This is a genomic window from Kitasatospora sp. NPDC094028 (genome assembly GCF_049543595.1).
GTDB lineage: Bacteria > Actinomycetota > Actinomycetes > Streptomycetales > Streptomycetaceae > Kitasatospora.
This window is the reverse complement of the sequence record NZ_JBMVFA010000002.1, coordinates 162,997-176,151: the sequence shown is the minus strand read 5'-3', so window position 1 is coordinate 176,151 and position 13,155 is coordinate 162,997. Positions and strand designations below refer to the sequence as shown.

The 13,155-nt window shown below is 73.4% G+C and carries 13 protein-coding genes; 6 read left to right on the top strand and 7 right to left on the bottom strand.

Annotated features, from left to right (window positions below; genetic code table 11):
* Window positions 1-217: 217 nt before the first annotated feature.
* From purS to ACPC54_RS03805, 4 genes are all read left to right on the top strand, one after another.
* On the top strand, window positions 218-472 hold the full coding sequence (gene purS, locus ACPC54_RS03820) for a phosphoribosylformylglycinamidine synthase subunit PurS (RefSeq protein ID WP_045692676.1): 255 nt from the start codon (window positions 218-220) through the stop codon (window positions 470-472).
* Window positions 469-1,146, top strand: a complete 678-nt coding sequence (purQ, locus tag ACPC54_RS03815) for a phosphoribosylformylglycinamidine synthase subunit PurQ (protein WP_498960855.1) — start codon at window positions 469-471, stop codon at window positions 1,144-1,146. The genes purS and purQ overlap by 4 nt, the downstream gene beginning before the upstream one ends.
* Window positions 1,146-3,401, top strand: a complete 2,256-nt coding sequence (purL, locus tag ACPC54_RS03810) for a phosphoribosylformylglycinamidine synthase subunit PurL (RefSeq protein ID WP_498960852.1) — start codon at window positions 1,146-1,148, stop codon at window positions 3,399-3,401. The genes purQ and purL overlap by 1 nt, the downstream gene beginning before the upstream one ends.
* A 66-nt stretch (window positions 3,402-3,467) precedes the next feature.
* A complete protein-coding gene (locus ACPC54_RS03805; RefSeq protein ID WP_498960850.1) occupies window positions 3,468-4,289 on the top strand; it encodes a maleylpyruvate isomerase family mycothiol-dependent enzyme in 822 nt (273 codons plus the stop codon).
* Here ACPC54_RS03805 and ACPC54_RS03800 read toward each other — a convergent pair.
* Both ACPC54_RS03800 and ACPC54_RS03795 read right to left on the bottom strand, forming a co-directional pair.
* Window positions 4,286-4,987 carry a hypothetical protein gene (locus ACPC54_RS03800; RefSeq protein ID WP_498960848.1) on the bottom strand — a complete coding sequence of 234 codons (702 nt, stop codon included), beginning with the start codon at window positions 4,985-4,987 and terminating at the stop codon, window positions 4,286-4,288. The genes ACPC54_RS03805 and ACPC54_RS03800 overlap by 4 nt on opposite strands.
* 72 nt (window positions 4,988-5,059) lie before the next feature.
* Window positions 5,060-5,836 carry a DUF3152 domain-containing protein gene (locus ACPC54_RS03795; RefSeq protein ID WP_498960846.1) on the bottom strand — a complete coding sequence of 259 codons (777 nt, stop codon included), beginning with the start codon at window positions 5,834-5,836 and terminating at the stop codon, window positions 5,060-5,062.
* 442 nt (window positions 5,837-6,278) lie between these two features.
* Here ACPC54_RS03795 and ACPC54_RS03790 point away from each other — a divergent pair, with 442 nt between their 5' ends.
* Window positions 6,279-6,698, top strand: a complete 420-nt coding sequence (locus ACPC54_RS03790; protein WP_045692671.1) for a DUF3151 domain-containing protein — start codon at window positions 6,279-6,281, stop codon at window positions 6,696-6,698.
* A gap of 60 nt (window positions 6,699-6,758) precedes the next feature.
* On the opposite strand, the gene fbaA is transcribed toward ACPC54_RS03790, so the two are convergent.
* A complete protein-coding gene (fbaA, locus tag ACPC54_RS03785) occupies window positions 6,759-7,781 on the bottom strand; it encodes a class II fructose-bisphosphate aldolase (RefSeq protein ID WP_498960843.1) in 1,023 nt (340 codons plus the stop codon).
* Window positions 7,782-8,089: 308 nt separating this feature from the next.
* Here fbaA and ACPC54_RS03780 point away from each other — a divergent pair, with 308 nt between their 5' ends.
* Window positions 8,090-8,809 (top strand): DedA family protein, encoded by a 720-nt coding sequence (locus tag ACPC54_RS03780; RefSeq protein ID WP_498960841.1) that lies wholly within the window; start codon window positions 8,090-8,092, stop codon window positions 8,807-8,809.
* Window positions 8,810-8,925: 116 nt separating this feature from the next.
* On the opposite strand, the gene pyrE is transcribed toward ACPC54_RS03780, so the two are convergent.
* The 4 genes from pyrE to ACPC54_RS03760 form a co-directional block, all read right to left on the bottom strand.
* A complete protein-coding gene (gene pyrE, locus ACPC54_RS03775; protein WP_498960839.1) occupies window positions 8,926-9,462 on the bottom strand; it encodes an orotate phosphoribosyltransferase in 537 nt (178 codons plus the stop codon).
* Window positions 9,463-9,505: 43 nt separating this feature from the next.
* Complete coding sequence (locus tag ACPC54_RS03770; protein ID WP_498960836.1) at window positions 9,506-10,546, bottom strand: SRPBCC family protein; 1,041 nt, start codon at window positions 10,544-10,546, stop codon at window positions 9,506-9,508.
* 123 nt (window positions 10,547-10,669) lie between these two features.
* Complete coding sequence (locus tag ACPC54_RS03765) at window positions 10,670-12,313, bottom strand: polyamine aminopropyltransferase (protein WP_498960834.1); 1,644 nt, start codon at window positions 12,311-12,313, stop codon at window positions 10,670-10,672.
* Window positions 12,314-12,467: 154 nt separating this feature from the next.
* On the bottom strand, window positions 12,468-12,989 hold the full coding sequence (locus ACPC54_RS03760) for a DUF2617 family protein (protein ID WP_498960832.1): 522 nt from the start codon (window positions 12,987-12,989) through the stop codon (window positions 12,468-12,470).
* Between the last annotated feature and the right edge of the window lie 166 nt (window positions 12,990-13,155).

Genomic DNA, 13,155 nt, shown 5'->3' with positions numbered 1-13,155 from the left:
CCCAAGTGCCGTATTCGGGTGTTCTTCGGGCGTTCTCTCTCCCGGTCCCGAATCCGTGGAAACCGGCCGCCCCGGGCGGGGGGCCGTGGAGCCGGATCCCTTGCGGCGTAAGGGTCTCGGGTCTACGCGCGTCGCTATCCCCGGCCAGCAATCCTGCCCGAAACCCCCGGTAGTCTGGAGTTCCCCCGCCTCACCGAAGACACCACCGGGAGTGCCAGTGGCACGCGTCGTAGTCGACGTCATGCTCAAGCCGGAGATCCTCGACCCCCAGGGACAGGCGGTGCAGCGTGCACTGCCCCGTCTCGGATTCACCGGGATCGCCGACGTCCGCCAGGGCAAGCGTTTCGAGCTGGAAGTGGAGGGCCCGGTCGACGACGCCGCGCTCGCCCGTATCCGTGAAGCCGCCGAGACGTTTCTCGCCAACACCGTCATCGAGGACTTCACCGTCCGCGTCGAGGAGGCGGCGAAGTGACCACCCGCGTCGGCGTCGTCACTTTCCCCGGCTCCCTCGACGACCGCGACGCCCAGCGTGCGGTCCGCCTGGCCGGCGCCGAGCCGGTCGCCCTGTGGCACCGTGACAAGGATCTCCACCAGGTCGACGCCGTCGTCCTGCCGGGCGGATTCAGTTACGGCGACTATCTGCGCTGCGGCGCGATCTCGCGCTTCTCGCCGGTGATGGAGACCGTCATCGAGCAGGCGAGGCTCGGAATGCCCGTGCTCGGTATCTGCAACGGGTTCCAGGTGCTCTGCGAATCGCACCTGCTGCCCGGCGCGCTCACCCGCAACGACTCGCTGCACTTCATCTGCCGCGACCAGAAGCTGCGCATCGAGAACGCGGAGACCGCCTGGACCCGGGATTACTCGGTCGGCCAGGAAATCGTCGTCCCGCTGAAGAACGGCGAGGGCCGCTTCGTCGCCGACGAGCGCGTCCTGGACGAACTGGAGGCGGAGGGCCGGGTGGTCGCCCGTTACCTCGACGTCAACCCGAACGGTTCGTACCGCGACATCGCCGGCATCACCAACGCCGCCGGCAATGTCGTCGGCCTGATGCCGCACCCGGAGCACGCGGTGGAGCCGCTCACCGGTCCGACCACCGAGGGCCTGGGCTTCTTCACTTCCGTCCTGAAGCAGCTGGTGAACGCCTGATGAGCCTCGACACCGTCAAGAACGCCGAGCAGACCCCGGACGCCGCCCAGCCCTGGGCCGAACTCGGCCTCAAGGAGGACGAGTACGCGCGCATCCGGGAGATTCTCGGCCGCCGCCCGACCGGCGCCGAACTCGCGATGTACTCGGTCATGTGGTCCGAGCACTGTTCGTACAAGAGCAGCAAGGTCCACCTGAAGCAGTTCGGCGAGAAGAAGCCGGATTCGGACGCGATGCTCGTCGGCATCGGCGAGAACGCCGGCGTCGTCGACGTCGGCCAGGGCTACGCCGTCACCTTCAAGGTCGAGTCGCACAACCACCCGTCGTACATCGAGCCCTACCAGGGCGCGGCCACCGGCATCGGCGGCATCGTGCGCGACATCCTGGCGATGGGCGCCCGCCCGGTCGCCGTGATGGACCCGCTGCGCTTCGGCGCGGCCGACCACCCGGACACCCGGCGCGTGCTGCCCGGCATCGTCGCGGGCATCGGCGGCTACGGCAACTGCCTGGGCCTGCCGAACATCGGCGGCGAGGTCGTCTTCGACTCCTGCTACCAGGGCAACCCGCTGGTCAACGCGCTGTGCGTGGGTGTCATGAAGCACGAGGACATCCACCTCGCGCAGGCCTCCGGCGCCGGCAACAAGGTCATCCTGTACGGCGCCCGCACCGGCGGCGACGGCATCGGCGGCGTCTCGGTGCTGGCCTCCGAGACCTTCGACGACACCAAGCCGGCCAAGCGCCCGGCCGTCCAGGTCGGCGACCCGTTCCAGGAGAAGCTCCTCATCGAGTGCACCCTGGAGATCTTCCGCGAGAAGCTCGTCAAGGGCATCCAGGACCTCGGCGGCGCCGGCCTGTCCTGCGCCACCAGCGAGCTGGCCTCGGCCGGCTCCGGCGGCATGCGGATCGACCTCGACACCGTGCACCTGCGCGACCACACGCTCTCGCCCGAGGAGATCCTCATGAGCGAGTCGCAGGAGCGGATGTGCGCGATCGTCGAGCCCGACAAGGTCGACCGCTTCCTGGAGATCTGCGAGAAGTGGGACGTCATCGCCAACGTCATCGGTGAGGTGACCGACGGCGAGCGGCTGGAGATCTTCTGGCAGGGCGAGCTCGTGGTGGACGTGCCGCCGCGCACCGTCGCCCACGAGGGCCCGACCTACCAGCGCCCGTACGCCCGCCCGAGCTGGCAGGACGCGCTGCAGGCCGACGCCCCCACCGCCGAGCGGCTGGCCCGCCCGACCACCGGCGAGGGCCTCAAGGCCGACCTGCTGAAGGTCGCGAGCCACCCGAACCAGGCCTCCAAGTCCTGGATCACCGACCAGTACGACCGGTACGTGCTCGGCAACACCGTGCTCTCGCACGGCGAGGACTCGGGCATGATCCGGATCGACGACGAGACCAACCTCGGCGTCTCGGTCGCCACCGACGGCAACGGCCGCTTCGCCAAGCTGGACCCGTACACCGGCGCCCAGCTGGCCCTGGCCGAGGCGTACCGCAACGTCGCGGCCGGCGGCGCCAAGCCGCTCGCCGTCTCCGACTGCCTCAACTTCGGCTCCCCCGAGGACCCGGACGTCATGTGGCAGTTCGCCGAGGCGACCCGCGGCCTGGCCGACGCCTGCCTGGTGCTCGGCACCCCGGTCACCGGCGGCAACGTCTCGCTGTACAACCAGACCGGCGAGGTCGCCATCCACCCGACCCCCGTGGTCGCGGTGCTCGGCGTCATCGACGACGTCACCCGCCGCACCCCGGCCGCCTTCGCCGAGGAGGGGCAGCTGCTCTACCTGCTCGGCGACACGGCGGACGAGCTCGGCGGCTCGGCCTGGTCGCAGGCCGTCCACGACCACCTCGGCGGCCTGCCGCCCAAGGTGGACCTGGAGCGCGAGCGGCTGCTCGGCGAGATCCTGATCGCCGCCTCGCGCGACGGCATGGTCGACGCCGCGCACGACCTCTCGGACGGCGGCCTCGGCCAGGCGCTCGTGGAGAGCTGCCTCAAGGGCGGCCACGGCGCGCGGATCATCGTGCCCGAGGGCCAGGACCCGTTCGTGTTCCTGTTCTCCGAGTCGGCCGGCCGCGCCGTCGTGGCGGTGCCGCGCAGCGAGGAGCTCCGGTTCAACGACATGTGCACCGCGCGGGGCCTGCCGGCCACCCGGATCGGTGTCGTGGACGGCGAGAGCCTGGACGTCCAGGGGCAGTTCAGCGTCTCGCTGGCCGAGCTGAAGGACGCCCACACCGGCGTCATCGAGGCCCTGCTGGCCTGACCTGCGTGTCCCGAGGGGCGGCCGGTTCGTTCTGAACCGGCCGCCCCTCGGCGTAGGTTGGGGCCCATGCCACCCAAGTCCCGTACGTACCAGCCGTCGAAGGTCAGCGCCGCGCTGGCCGCCCAGACCGAGGCGCTGCGCGCCGCCGTGCACGCCCTCACCGAGGAGCAGTTGGAGCTGCCCACCCGGCTCGGGACGTGGCGGGTGCGCGAGCTCGTGGCGCACCTGGGCCTCGCCCTGGGGGTGCTGCCGTCGCAGTTCCACGAGCCGCTGCCGGCCGGCGCGCCGGTGGGTGCGGTCGAGGCGCTCGGCCTCGGCCGGGCGGCGGCGGGTCTGATCGACGAGGGCGCGCGTGCGCTCGCCGCCGACGCGTACGCCGGGGGGCCGGCCGAGGTGGCCGAGGAGTTCGACCGGTCGGCGCTGGCGGTGCTGAAGGTGCTGGACGGGCCCGAAGCCGCCGATCCCGCACGGCGGATCGCGCTGCGCTCCGGGCGGCCGATGCTCCTGACGGACTATCTGGTGACCAGGCTGATCGAGGCCGTCGTGCATGCCGACGACCTGGTCGACGCCCTCGGGCCGGACGCCCCCGCCTTCCCGCACGACCGGCAGGCGCTGGCCGCCGTCACCCGGCTGCTGGCCGACGCCCTCGCCGAGCAGGCGCCCGGCGGGGCCGTCGAGCTGCGGATCCCGCCGTACGCCGTGGTGCAGGCCGTGGAGGGGCCCCGGCACACCCGGGGCACCCCGCCGAACGTCGTCGAGACCGACCCGCTGACCTGGATCCGGCTGGCCACCGGGCGGCTCGACTGGGCCGCGGCGGAGGACTCCGCCGCCCTGTCGGCCTCGGGGGAGCGCAGCGACCTGCGGGAGTACCTGCCGGTGATGGGCTAACGCAGCTGGTCGGCCAGGGCCTCGGCGGCCTTGCGCAGCGGCTCGCCGGCCAGGGCCGGGTCCGGTTCGTCGTGGCTGTCCTGGGCGAGCGTCAGGATCAGGTCGCCCTCGCCGTCGAGCGGGATGCGGGAGACGGCGACCAGGCCCCGGCCCGGGGTGAGCCCGGTCTGGCCGATGCCGGGCCGGTTCTGGGAGAACTGCATCAGCTCGTCCAGGCTGAGTCGCCCGGCCGCCCGGATCCCGGGCAGCCGCATGCTGATCGCGTAGTCGTTCTTCGGATCGGCCATCAGCTCGACGCTCACCGGGGTCGGGCCGACCCGGTACGCGCAGGTGATCTCGGCGAACGGCGGGACGGCCGGCTGCTCGGGCATGGACGGCGGGTGGCTCACCCCGGAGGGCCAGGGCTGGGGCGCGACGCCGTCGCCGGCGTTGCTCGAGACGGAGCGGCCGCCGCTCTCGGCGGGGGTGACGGCGCCGGTGATCCCGGCGGCGCTCGCCGCCTTCGCGAGGTCGAGGCCGAACGGGCAGCTGTCGGACTTGTTCTTGAACCGGTCCAGGGCGACGGACCGGACGCGGTCGTAGCTGAGCGCCCCGCCGCCCTGGGCGAGGTCGACGGCGGAGGAGCAGGCGGCGGTGCCGAGCGCGATCCCGGCGGCGGCGAACGCGGCGGCGAGCCTTCGGCGTTGGGCAGTGGTCATGCCCGCAGGGTAGGGCGCGATCGTTCCGTCCCGTCGTCGGCGGGGTCTCGACTCCGTACCGCCGGGGCCGCCTTACGGGACGGCGGGCCCGCTCAGGTAGATGCCGTCCGCGGTGTACGGCCAGGCGTTCGGCGCGCAGCCCTTGAGGCCGTATATCTGCTGCATCATCGCGGGCGCGGGCTTGCCGGGGCCGGGGCAGGTCTCGTGGCCGTGGCCGATCCGGTGGCCGACCTCGTGGTTGACGATGAGCGCCCGGTACTCCTCCAGCGGGCCGCTGAACTGCGGTGAACCGGTGTTCCAGCGCTTGGAGTTGACGAGCACCTGGTTGCCGACGTTGCAGTTGACCTCGCCGTGGGTGTCCAGCCCGGAGGCGCCGCAGATCTTGTCCACGGTGGCCGGGGAGGCGATCTTCACGGTGAAGTCGTAGGAGCCGCCGGCGACCAGCTGGAAGCCGTTCTTGCGGTCGTTGGTCCAGCCGCGCCGGTCGCCGAGGATGCCGTGGATCTGGGCGGCCGCGGAGGGGGCGTCGATGCCGATGCCGTCCTCGACCTCCACCCGGTAGCGGCGGATGTTGCCGCGGCCGACCGGCTTGGCGTTGGCGGGGGCGGTGGTGAAGGTGCCCGCGCCCTTGGTCGGGCCGGGGTCGGGCCCGGTGGCGGTGGGCTCCGGGGTCGGCGTCGCGGTCGCGGTCGGGGCCGGGGCCGGAGGGGTGGCGGCCGGGGTCTCCTCGGCGGGCGGGACGACCCGGGCCTGGGCGGTGGGCGCGCCGGCGGGCGGGCCCGAGGGGCGGTCCAGCATGAAGGCGGCGGTGCCCAGCACCAGGACGGTCGCGACGATCGCCGCGAGCATGCCAGGCCTGACGCCGCGTCGCCGGTTTCGGCGGCGACGGCCGCTTGGGGCGGTCCGGTCGGCCGGGGCGGGCCGGCTCCGCCGGGCGGACCGGTTGCGCTGGGCGTTCCCCCGATCGCCCTGCGTGGTCCGGGCGTTGGGGGTCTTGCGGCTCGGGGTGGCTCGCCTGGGGGCGGATCTGGCTGCGGGCACGAGCGACACCCTGGCATGCGAACGGGTGAATGTCTACATACCGAGTATGTGGGGGAATGCCGGTCCGGCGGCCCGGAGGCCCAAGGGACCGGCATCGCCGCGCAGTTCGCTCCGGCACCGCCCGGCACCGCCCGGCACCGCCCGGCACCGCCCGGCACCACCCGGAACGGAACCGGAGCGGAACCGGGAAGATCGGGAAGATCGGGAGAGGGCGGTTGACCCCTGCGGCACGGGTGGCAGACTTCAGGGCATGGCGATTCACAGGAATCTTCTCGACGGCCCCGACCCGACCCTCCTGCCGGAGGACGAGCAGCCCTACCGCATGCTGGCGGAGGAGTCGGCCTCGCCGACCCAGGTGGCCGCCGACTTCCCGTCCTTCTGCCTGGCCTGGGCCATGCTCGCCGACGACGCGTACGCGGCCGGCCGGTACGTCGAGTCGTACGCCTACGCCCGCACCGGCTACCACCGCGGCCTGGACGCGCTGCGCCGCAGCGGCTGGAAGGGCCACGGGCCGGTGCCGTGGGAGCACCGCGGCAACCGCGGCTTCCTGCGCTGCCTGGCCGCGCTCGCCCGGGCGGCCGGCGCGATCAAGGAGACCGAGGAGGAGGCCCGCTGCTGGCAGTTCCTGAAGGACAGCAGCGCGGAGGCGTACGCGGAGCTCAAGCAGTAGGACCCGGACACACGGGTGCCCCCGGCGGTCCTCCGCCGGGGGCACCGTCGCGTCCGGCGCCTACTTCAGGCGCTTGCCGGCCGAGCGCAGCTGCTCGGCGGCCTCGACCACGCGGGCGGCCATGCCGGCCTCGGCCAGCTTGCCCCAGGTGCGCGGGTCGTAGGTGTTCTTCTTGCCGACCTCGCCGTCGACCTTCAGCACGCCGTCGTAGTTGGCGAACATGTGGCCGGCCACCGGGCGGGTGAAGGCGTACTGGGTGTCGGTGTCCAGGTTCATCTTCACGACGCCGTTCTCCAGCGCGGTGGCGATCTCCTCGGCGGTGGAGCCCGAGCCGCCGTGGAAGACGAAGTCGAACGGGTCGTTCTTGCCGTACTGCTTCCCGATCGCGTCCTGCAGCTCGCGCAGCAGCTCCGGCTTCAGCACGACGTTGCCCGGCTTGTACACGCCGTGCACGTTGCCGAACGAGGCGGCCAGCAGGTAGCGGCCCTTCTCGCCCAGGCCCAGCGCCTCGGCGGTGCGCACGGCGTCGTTGACGGTGGTGTACAGCTCGTCGTTGATCTCGTGGGTGACGCCGTCCTCCTCGCCACCGGTCGGGGTGATCTCGACCTCAAGGATGATCTTGGCGGCGGCGGCCTGGGCCAGCAGCTCCTGGGCGATGGCGAGGTTGTCCGACAGGGTCTCGGCCGAGCCGTCCCACATGTGCGACTGGAACAGCGGGTTCTGGCCCTTGGCCACGCGCTCGGCGGAGACCGCCAGCAGCGGGCGGACGTAGCCGTCCAGCTTGTCCTTCGGGCAGTGGTCGGTGTGCAGGGCGACGGTGACGTCGTACTTCGCGGCGACGATGTGCGCGAACTCGGCCAGGGCCACGGCGCCGGTCACCATGTCCTTGTTGTGCTGGCCGCCCAGGAACTCCGCGCCACCGGTCGAGATCTGGATGATGCCGTCGCTCTCGGCCTCGGCGAAACCGCGCAGGGCGGCGTGCAGGGTCTGCGAGGAGGTGACGTTGATGGCCGGGTAGGCGAACTTGCCCGCCTTGGCCCGGTCGAGCATCTCGTTGTAGACCTCGGGAGTTGCGATGGGCATGCGATCCGCTCCTGTCGGGTTGCGGCGTACGGACGGGTGCTGTCCGACGCTGGTACGCCTTCGTGACGACTCCGTGCCGGCCCGCCGACGCGCGGCGCTGCGGTGTGGCTCTCCGGCACCAAGGTTCGAGGCGGCCACCGCGGAACGGCCATGAGGGTGGGGACCGCCGCGGACCGGACGCCGGTGCCATCTTCCCAGACTCGTGCCCGCAGGTCAGCAGGAGCCCGCCTGTCGGGACACCGGCGGCGGCGGTGGACCGGGCCCCTGGCCGAAAGTCGTCCGCAAGGTACGCCCGCTATCCTGCGCCCGTGGACTACAACCAGCTGGCCGTCAATCTGCTCGACGCCAAATCCCTGATCTCGTCCCTCGGCGCCATCGGGCTCATCGCGATCATCTTCGCGGAGACCGGCCTGCTGGTCGGCTTCTTCTTCCCGGGCGACTCGCTGCTGATCCTCGCGGGCGTCGCCGCCTCGAACGCCGCCTCCTCGGTGCTCGGCGACGGCGCCAAGCTGCCGATCGCCGTCCTGCTGGTCGGCTGCCCGATCGCGGCGATCGCCGGCGCCCAGCTGGGGCACCTGATCGGGGTCAAGGTCGGGCCGCGGATGTTCGACAAGCCCGACTCGAAGATCTTCCGCCGCGAGTACGTGGTGAAGGCGGAGGAGTACTTCAACAAGTTCGGCTCCGGCAAGGCCGTGGTGCTGGCCCGCTTCATGCCGATCATCCGGACGTTCCTGAACCCGGTCGCCGGCACCCTGGAGATGCCCGCCCGGACGTTCTTCCTGTGGAACGTCGTCGGCGGCGTGCTCTGGACCGAGTCCATGCTGCTGATCGGCTACTTCTTCGGCGACGCGCTCGCCCCGGTGATCGACAAGTACCTGATCCCGGCGGTGCTGCTGATCGTCCTGCTGTCGATCTCGCCGATCCTGGTCGAGGTCTTCCGGGAGCGCAAGAAGAAGAAGGCCGGCGTGGTGGACGCCGTCGACGGCGAGTCCGTGCAGAGCGGCAGCGGGCGGCACCGCCGCGGCTGACCGGGCGGCGGGCGCGCGTACGCGAAGGGGCCGGGTGTCGTTCCACGTGGAACAACGCCCGGCCCCGGTCGTTTCGTCGTGCTCGGGGCCCCGTGGACCCCGTGACCGCTCCGGGGTCAGAGACCCAGGTCGGCCGCGGTGTAGGCGGTCACGTACGGCAGGCCCTGCGCCTCGACGGCCGCCTGGCCGCCGCGCTCCACGATCACCGCGACGCCGACCACCACGGCGCCCGCCTCGCGCAGCGCCTCGACGGCCGTCAGCACCGAACCACCGGTGGTGGAGGTGTCCTCGACCGCCAGCACCCGGCGGCCCTTCACGTCCGGGCCCTCGATCCGGCGCTGCAGGCCGTGCGCCTTGCCCGCCTTGCGGACCACGAAGGCGTCCAGCTCGCGACCGCGCGCGGCGGCGGCGTGCAGCATGGCGGCGGCCACCGGGTCGGCGCCCAGGGTCAGGCCGCCGACGGCGTCGTACTCCAGGTGCGAGGTCGCGTCCAGCATCACCCGGCCGACCAGCGGGGCGGCCTGGCCGTCCAGCGTGATCCGGCGCAGGTCGACGTAGTAGTCGGCCTCCTTGCCGGAGGAAAGGGTGACCTTGCCGTGCACGACGGCCTTGTCCTTGATCTGTGCCAGCAGGGCGTCGCGGTCGTTGCTCATGAGCGTTCAGTCTAGGCCCTGCCGCTGATCCCGGCGCCTGCGGTCAGCGCCGGCGGAGCGCCCTGGCCAGCACCACGGCGCCGCCCAGCAGGGCCACCGAGCCGCCGATCACCCACGGCAGCGGGCTGCGGCCGCCGGTCCCCGGCACCACGATCCCGCCGACCTCGCCGCCCCACCGGGACGCCGCCCGGGCCCGCGCGCTCCGGGCCGGCAGCGCCGGGGCGTACCGGCCGCGCGGCGGCGCGTGGTCCACCTCCTCGGCCGACCGGCCCACGATGCTGCGGCGCACCGGGCCGCTGAGTACCGGCTCCTCCTCGTACGCGAACAGCGCCTCGGTGGACAGCTCCTCGGAGACGCCGGAGGGCTCGTCGACGTCGTCCGCCTCGGTGTCGTCCTCCTCGTGCGACCCGTCGGCGTCGTCCGCGTCGTCGGTGGAACCGGTGACCAGGCCGAAGCGCTCGGCGTCGGCGTCGGAGAAGGCGATCAGGTCGGAGAGGTCGTCGTCGAGGTCGTCGCCGGGCTGGTCCTGGCGCTCCTCGATGAAGACCACGCCCGCACCGGCCGTCGTCCCGGCGGCCTCGCCGGTCTCGGCCCCGGCGTCGTCCGCCTCGGCGTCCTCCTCGGCGTCCGCCCCGGCGCCGTCCGGGGCGACCAGGGCGGCGGCGAACCGGTCCAGCAGGCGGCGGCCCGCCGCGTCCAGGGTCTCGTCGTCGAACTCGGTCAGCCGGCCGGTGGCGCTGAGATCGCCGGTGAAGCGGATCACGGCCGTGCCGTCCTCGGCGCCGTCCGCGACGCTCACCCGGACGGTCGCCGTCGCCTCGCCGCTGCCCCGGGCCTCCTCGCCCTCGGCGAGCACGGTCAGCACGCCCTGCCGGCCCTCGATCAGCGACAGCACGCCCTTGTACGTGATCGTGGAGCCGCCGATCCGCAGCTTCAGCCGGCCGCCGATCTCCTCGGCCGGCCCGCTGCCCACGGCGGCCGGCTCGGTGCTCAGCCCCGGCACGCTCCGGGCCAGCCGCGCCGGCTCCTGCAGGGCCTGCCGCACCAACCCGGCGGCCATCGGGACGACAACCTCATGCTCCATGCCACGGAGCCTACCGACCCGAGCCCGCCCGGTCCCCACCCACCACCGCCCGGATTTCCGGCCCGGGCGCCGCGGGCGGGCTTCCACCGGGCCGGGGGCCGTGCTCCGCCCGGGACCGGAGGGTCAGCGGGGCCCGAGGAGGGTGAGCGGGGGCGGGGGGTGGAGCGGGCGGAGGGCGGCGAGCCGGGCGGTGGAGCCGCGGAGGGTGTCCGGGGTGAGGGCGCGCGGGGGCGGGGCGTCGGGGGCGAGGGCGAGGGCGGGCTGGTCGGCGGCGGCGAGCAGGTAGGTCTGCGCGGTGTCCGGCGGCCCGAGGCGGCAGGCGGCGGCGGCGTCGCCCGGCACCGCGTACGGGGCGGTGCGCAGTCCGGCGGTCCGGAGGCCGGACTCGATCGGCCAGAGCCCGTCCTCGTCGCCGCCGGCCCGGACGGCGATCCGCCCGCCGGGGGCGAGCAGCCGGGCGGCGAGGCCGTAGAACTCCTCGGAGTGGAACGTGACCGGCCCGCCGTCCGCCGGTGCGGGGAGGTCGACGAGGACCACGTCGTAGCGGTCGCCGGGCCCGTCCCCGGCGGCGTTGCGGAGCCAGGCCAGCGGGCCGGCGGCGGTGACGGTGACCCGGGGGTCGTCCAGGGAGTGGCCGCCGAGGGCGGCGAGCCCGGGGTCGGTGCGGGCCAGCCGGGGGAGGGCCGGGTCGGTGTCGACCAGCCGGACGCTACGCACGCCCCGGTGCCGCAGCACCTCCCGCAGGGCGAGGCCGTCCCCGCCGCCGAGCAGCAGCACCCGGGCGTCGGGGCCGCCGGCCATCGCGGGGTGGACCAGCGCCTCGCTGCCCCGGTACTCGTCGGGCCCGCAGGCCGCGAGCCGCCCGTCCAGGTAGAGCCGCAGCGGGCCCTCGGCGGGGCCGGCGAGCACGATCTCCTGGTAGCGGCTGCGGGTCGCGTAGCGGACGTCGCCGCCGTAGAGGGCGTGCCGGGCGGCGCGTTCGATGACGTCCGAGCCGGCCGCGGCGGCCGCGAGCAGGCCGAGCACGAGCGCGCAGCCGGCCCAGAGCAGCCGTCGTATCCGGGGGGCGGGCTCCTCCCGGAAGAGCCAGAGGACGACGGCGGCCCCGGCGACGGCGTTGACGGCGCCGGTCAGGAGCGCGCCGTCGCCGGGGCCGAGGGCGGGCAGGATGAGGAACGGGAAGGCGAGGCCGCCGATCAGCGCGCCCACGTAGTCGGCGGCGAAGAGGTCGGCGACGGCGCGCCCGGCGTCCTCGCGCCGGATCCGCTGGATGAGGGTCATCAGCAGCGGGATCTCGGCGCCGATGAGGATGCCGATGAGGCAGGTGAGGACGACCATCGCGGCCTGGTAGCGGCCGATCCAGGCCCAGCAGGAGTACAGGGCGAGGACGGAGAGGCCGCCGGTGAGCGCGAGGGCGCACTCGACCAGGGCGAAGGCGGTGGCGGGCCGCCGGGTGAGGCGTTTGGCCAGCAGCGAGCCGAGGCCCATAGCGAACACCATGACGGACAGCACGACGGAGGTCTGGGTGACGGTGTCCCCGAGCAGGTAGTCGCCGAGCGCCACGAGTTCGAGCTCGTAGACCAGTCCGCAGGCCGCGCAGACGAACGCGGCCAGCAGGACGGTCAGGCGGGCGAGCCGGGGGTTCGATCTCAGCCGGGATCGACGGCGGGCGGGCAGGGGGACGAGCCCGCGCCCGGGCCGGGGAGGGGTGCCGTCGTCGAGGTCCACTCGGGAGCGGGTGGGTGGACCGGCCGGATGGTTGATCACGAACAAACGCTAGGGGACGTGCGGGACGGATAGCTGCACCCATTCGACGGACAGCGCGGGACGTCAGGTTGACGAATCGTTCCTGCGTGCGAGTGGCTGGCTGGTGTGGGGTGAAGGGGAACCGGGCCGGGGATCTCGAACCGGAGCTCGTCCGTCATGCCGCCGACACCACGAGCGAGGAGCGGGTGCAGACCAGCTGCCCCTCCTGCGGGTAGGCGTGCCAGGTGCGCCACAGCACCCGGCCCGCGTCACCCTGGGTGACCAGCGCGGTGAAGGCGCTCGGATCGCCCGGGAACACCCCGGCGAGACCGCGCGGGTGCCCCTCGACCAGGGCCAGCAACTCCTGGGCGCGGGCGGCGAAGTCGTGCGGCGGCAGCGCCTCGATCCGGGCCGCGAACTCGTACTCCCAGCCGCCGATCTGCTTGGCCACCCGGGCCGGCAGCGGGGTGCGGCGGCCGGGCAGGCAGGCGACCGTCTCCAGGCACCGGCCGGGGCCGGCCTCGATGACCACCTGGTGCGAAGCGCCGAGCAGCCGCAACTGGAGCGTTCCGGGCCGGCCGCCGCCGTCGAGTCTCAGGTCGCGCACCGCGAGAGCGGGCAGCGGTTCGCCGCCGAGGCACCAGGCCAGGTCACCGGCGCGGGTGTCCGTATAGGAGGTCTGCAGTGTGGTGAGCATGCTCGGCTCCGCGTTTCAGCTCCGTGCGCGCCCGCCGAGCAGCAGCGAGTAGGCCTAGGCGATGGCGAGGCTCTTCGTGGCTGTTGCGGCCCTGGGCGCGGCCGACCGTGGAAGGAAGGATTCCGGCTGGAGATTCAGCAGCAGAGAAGCACGAATACGCCGGGTC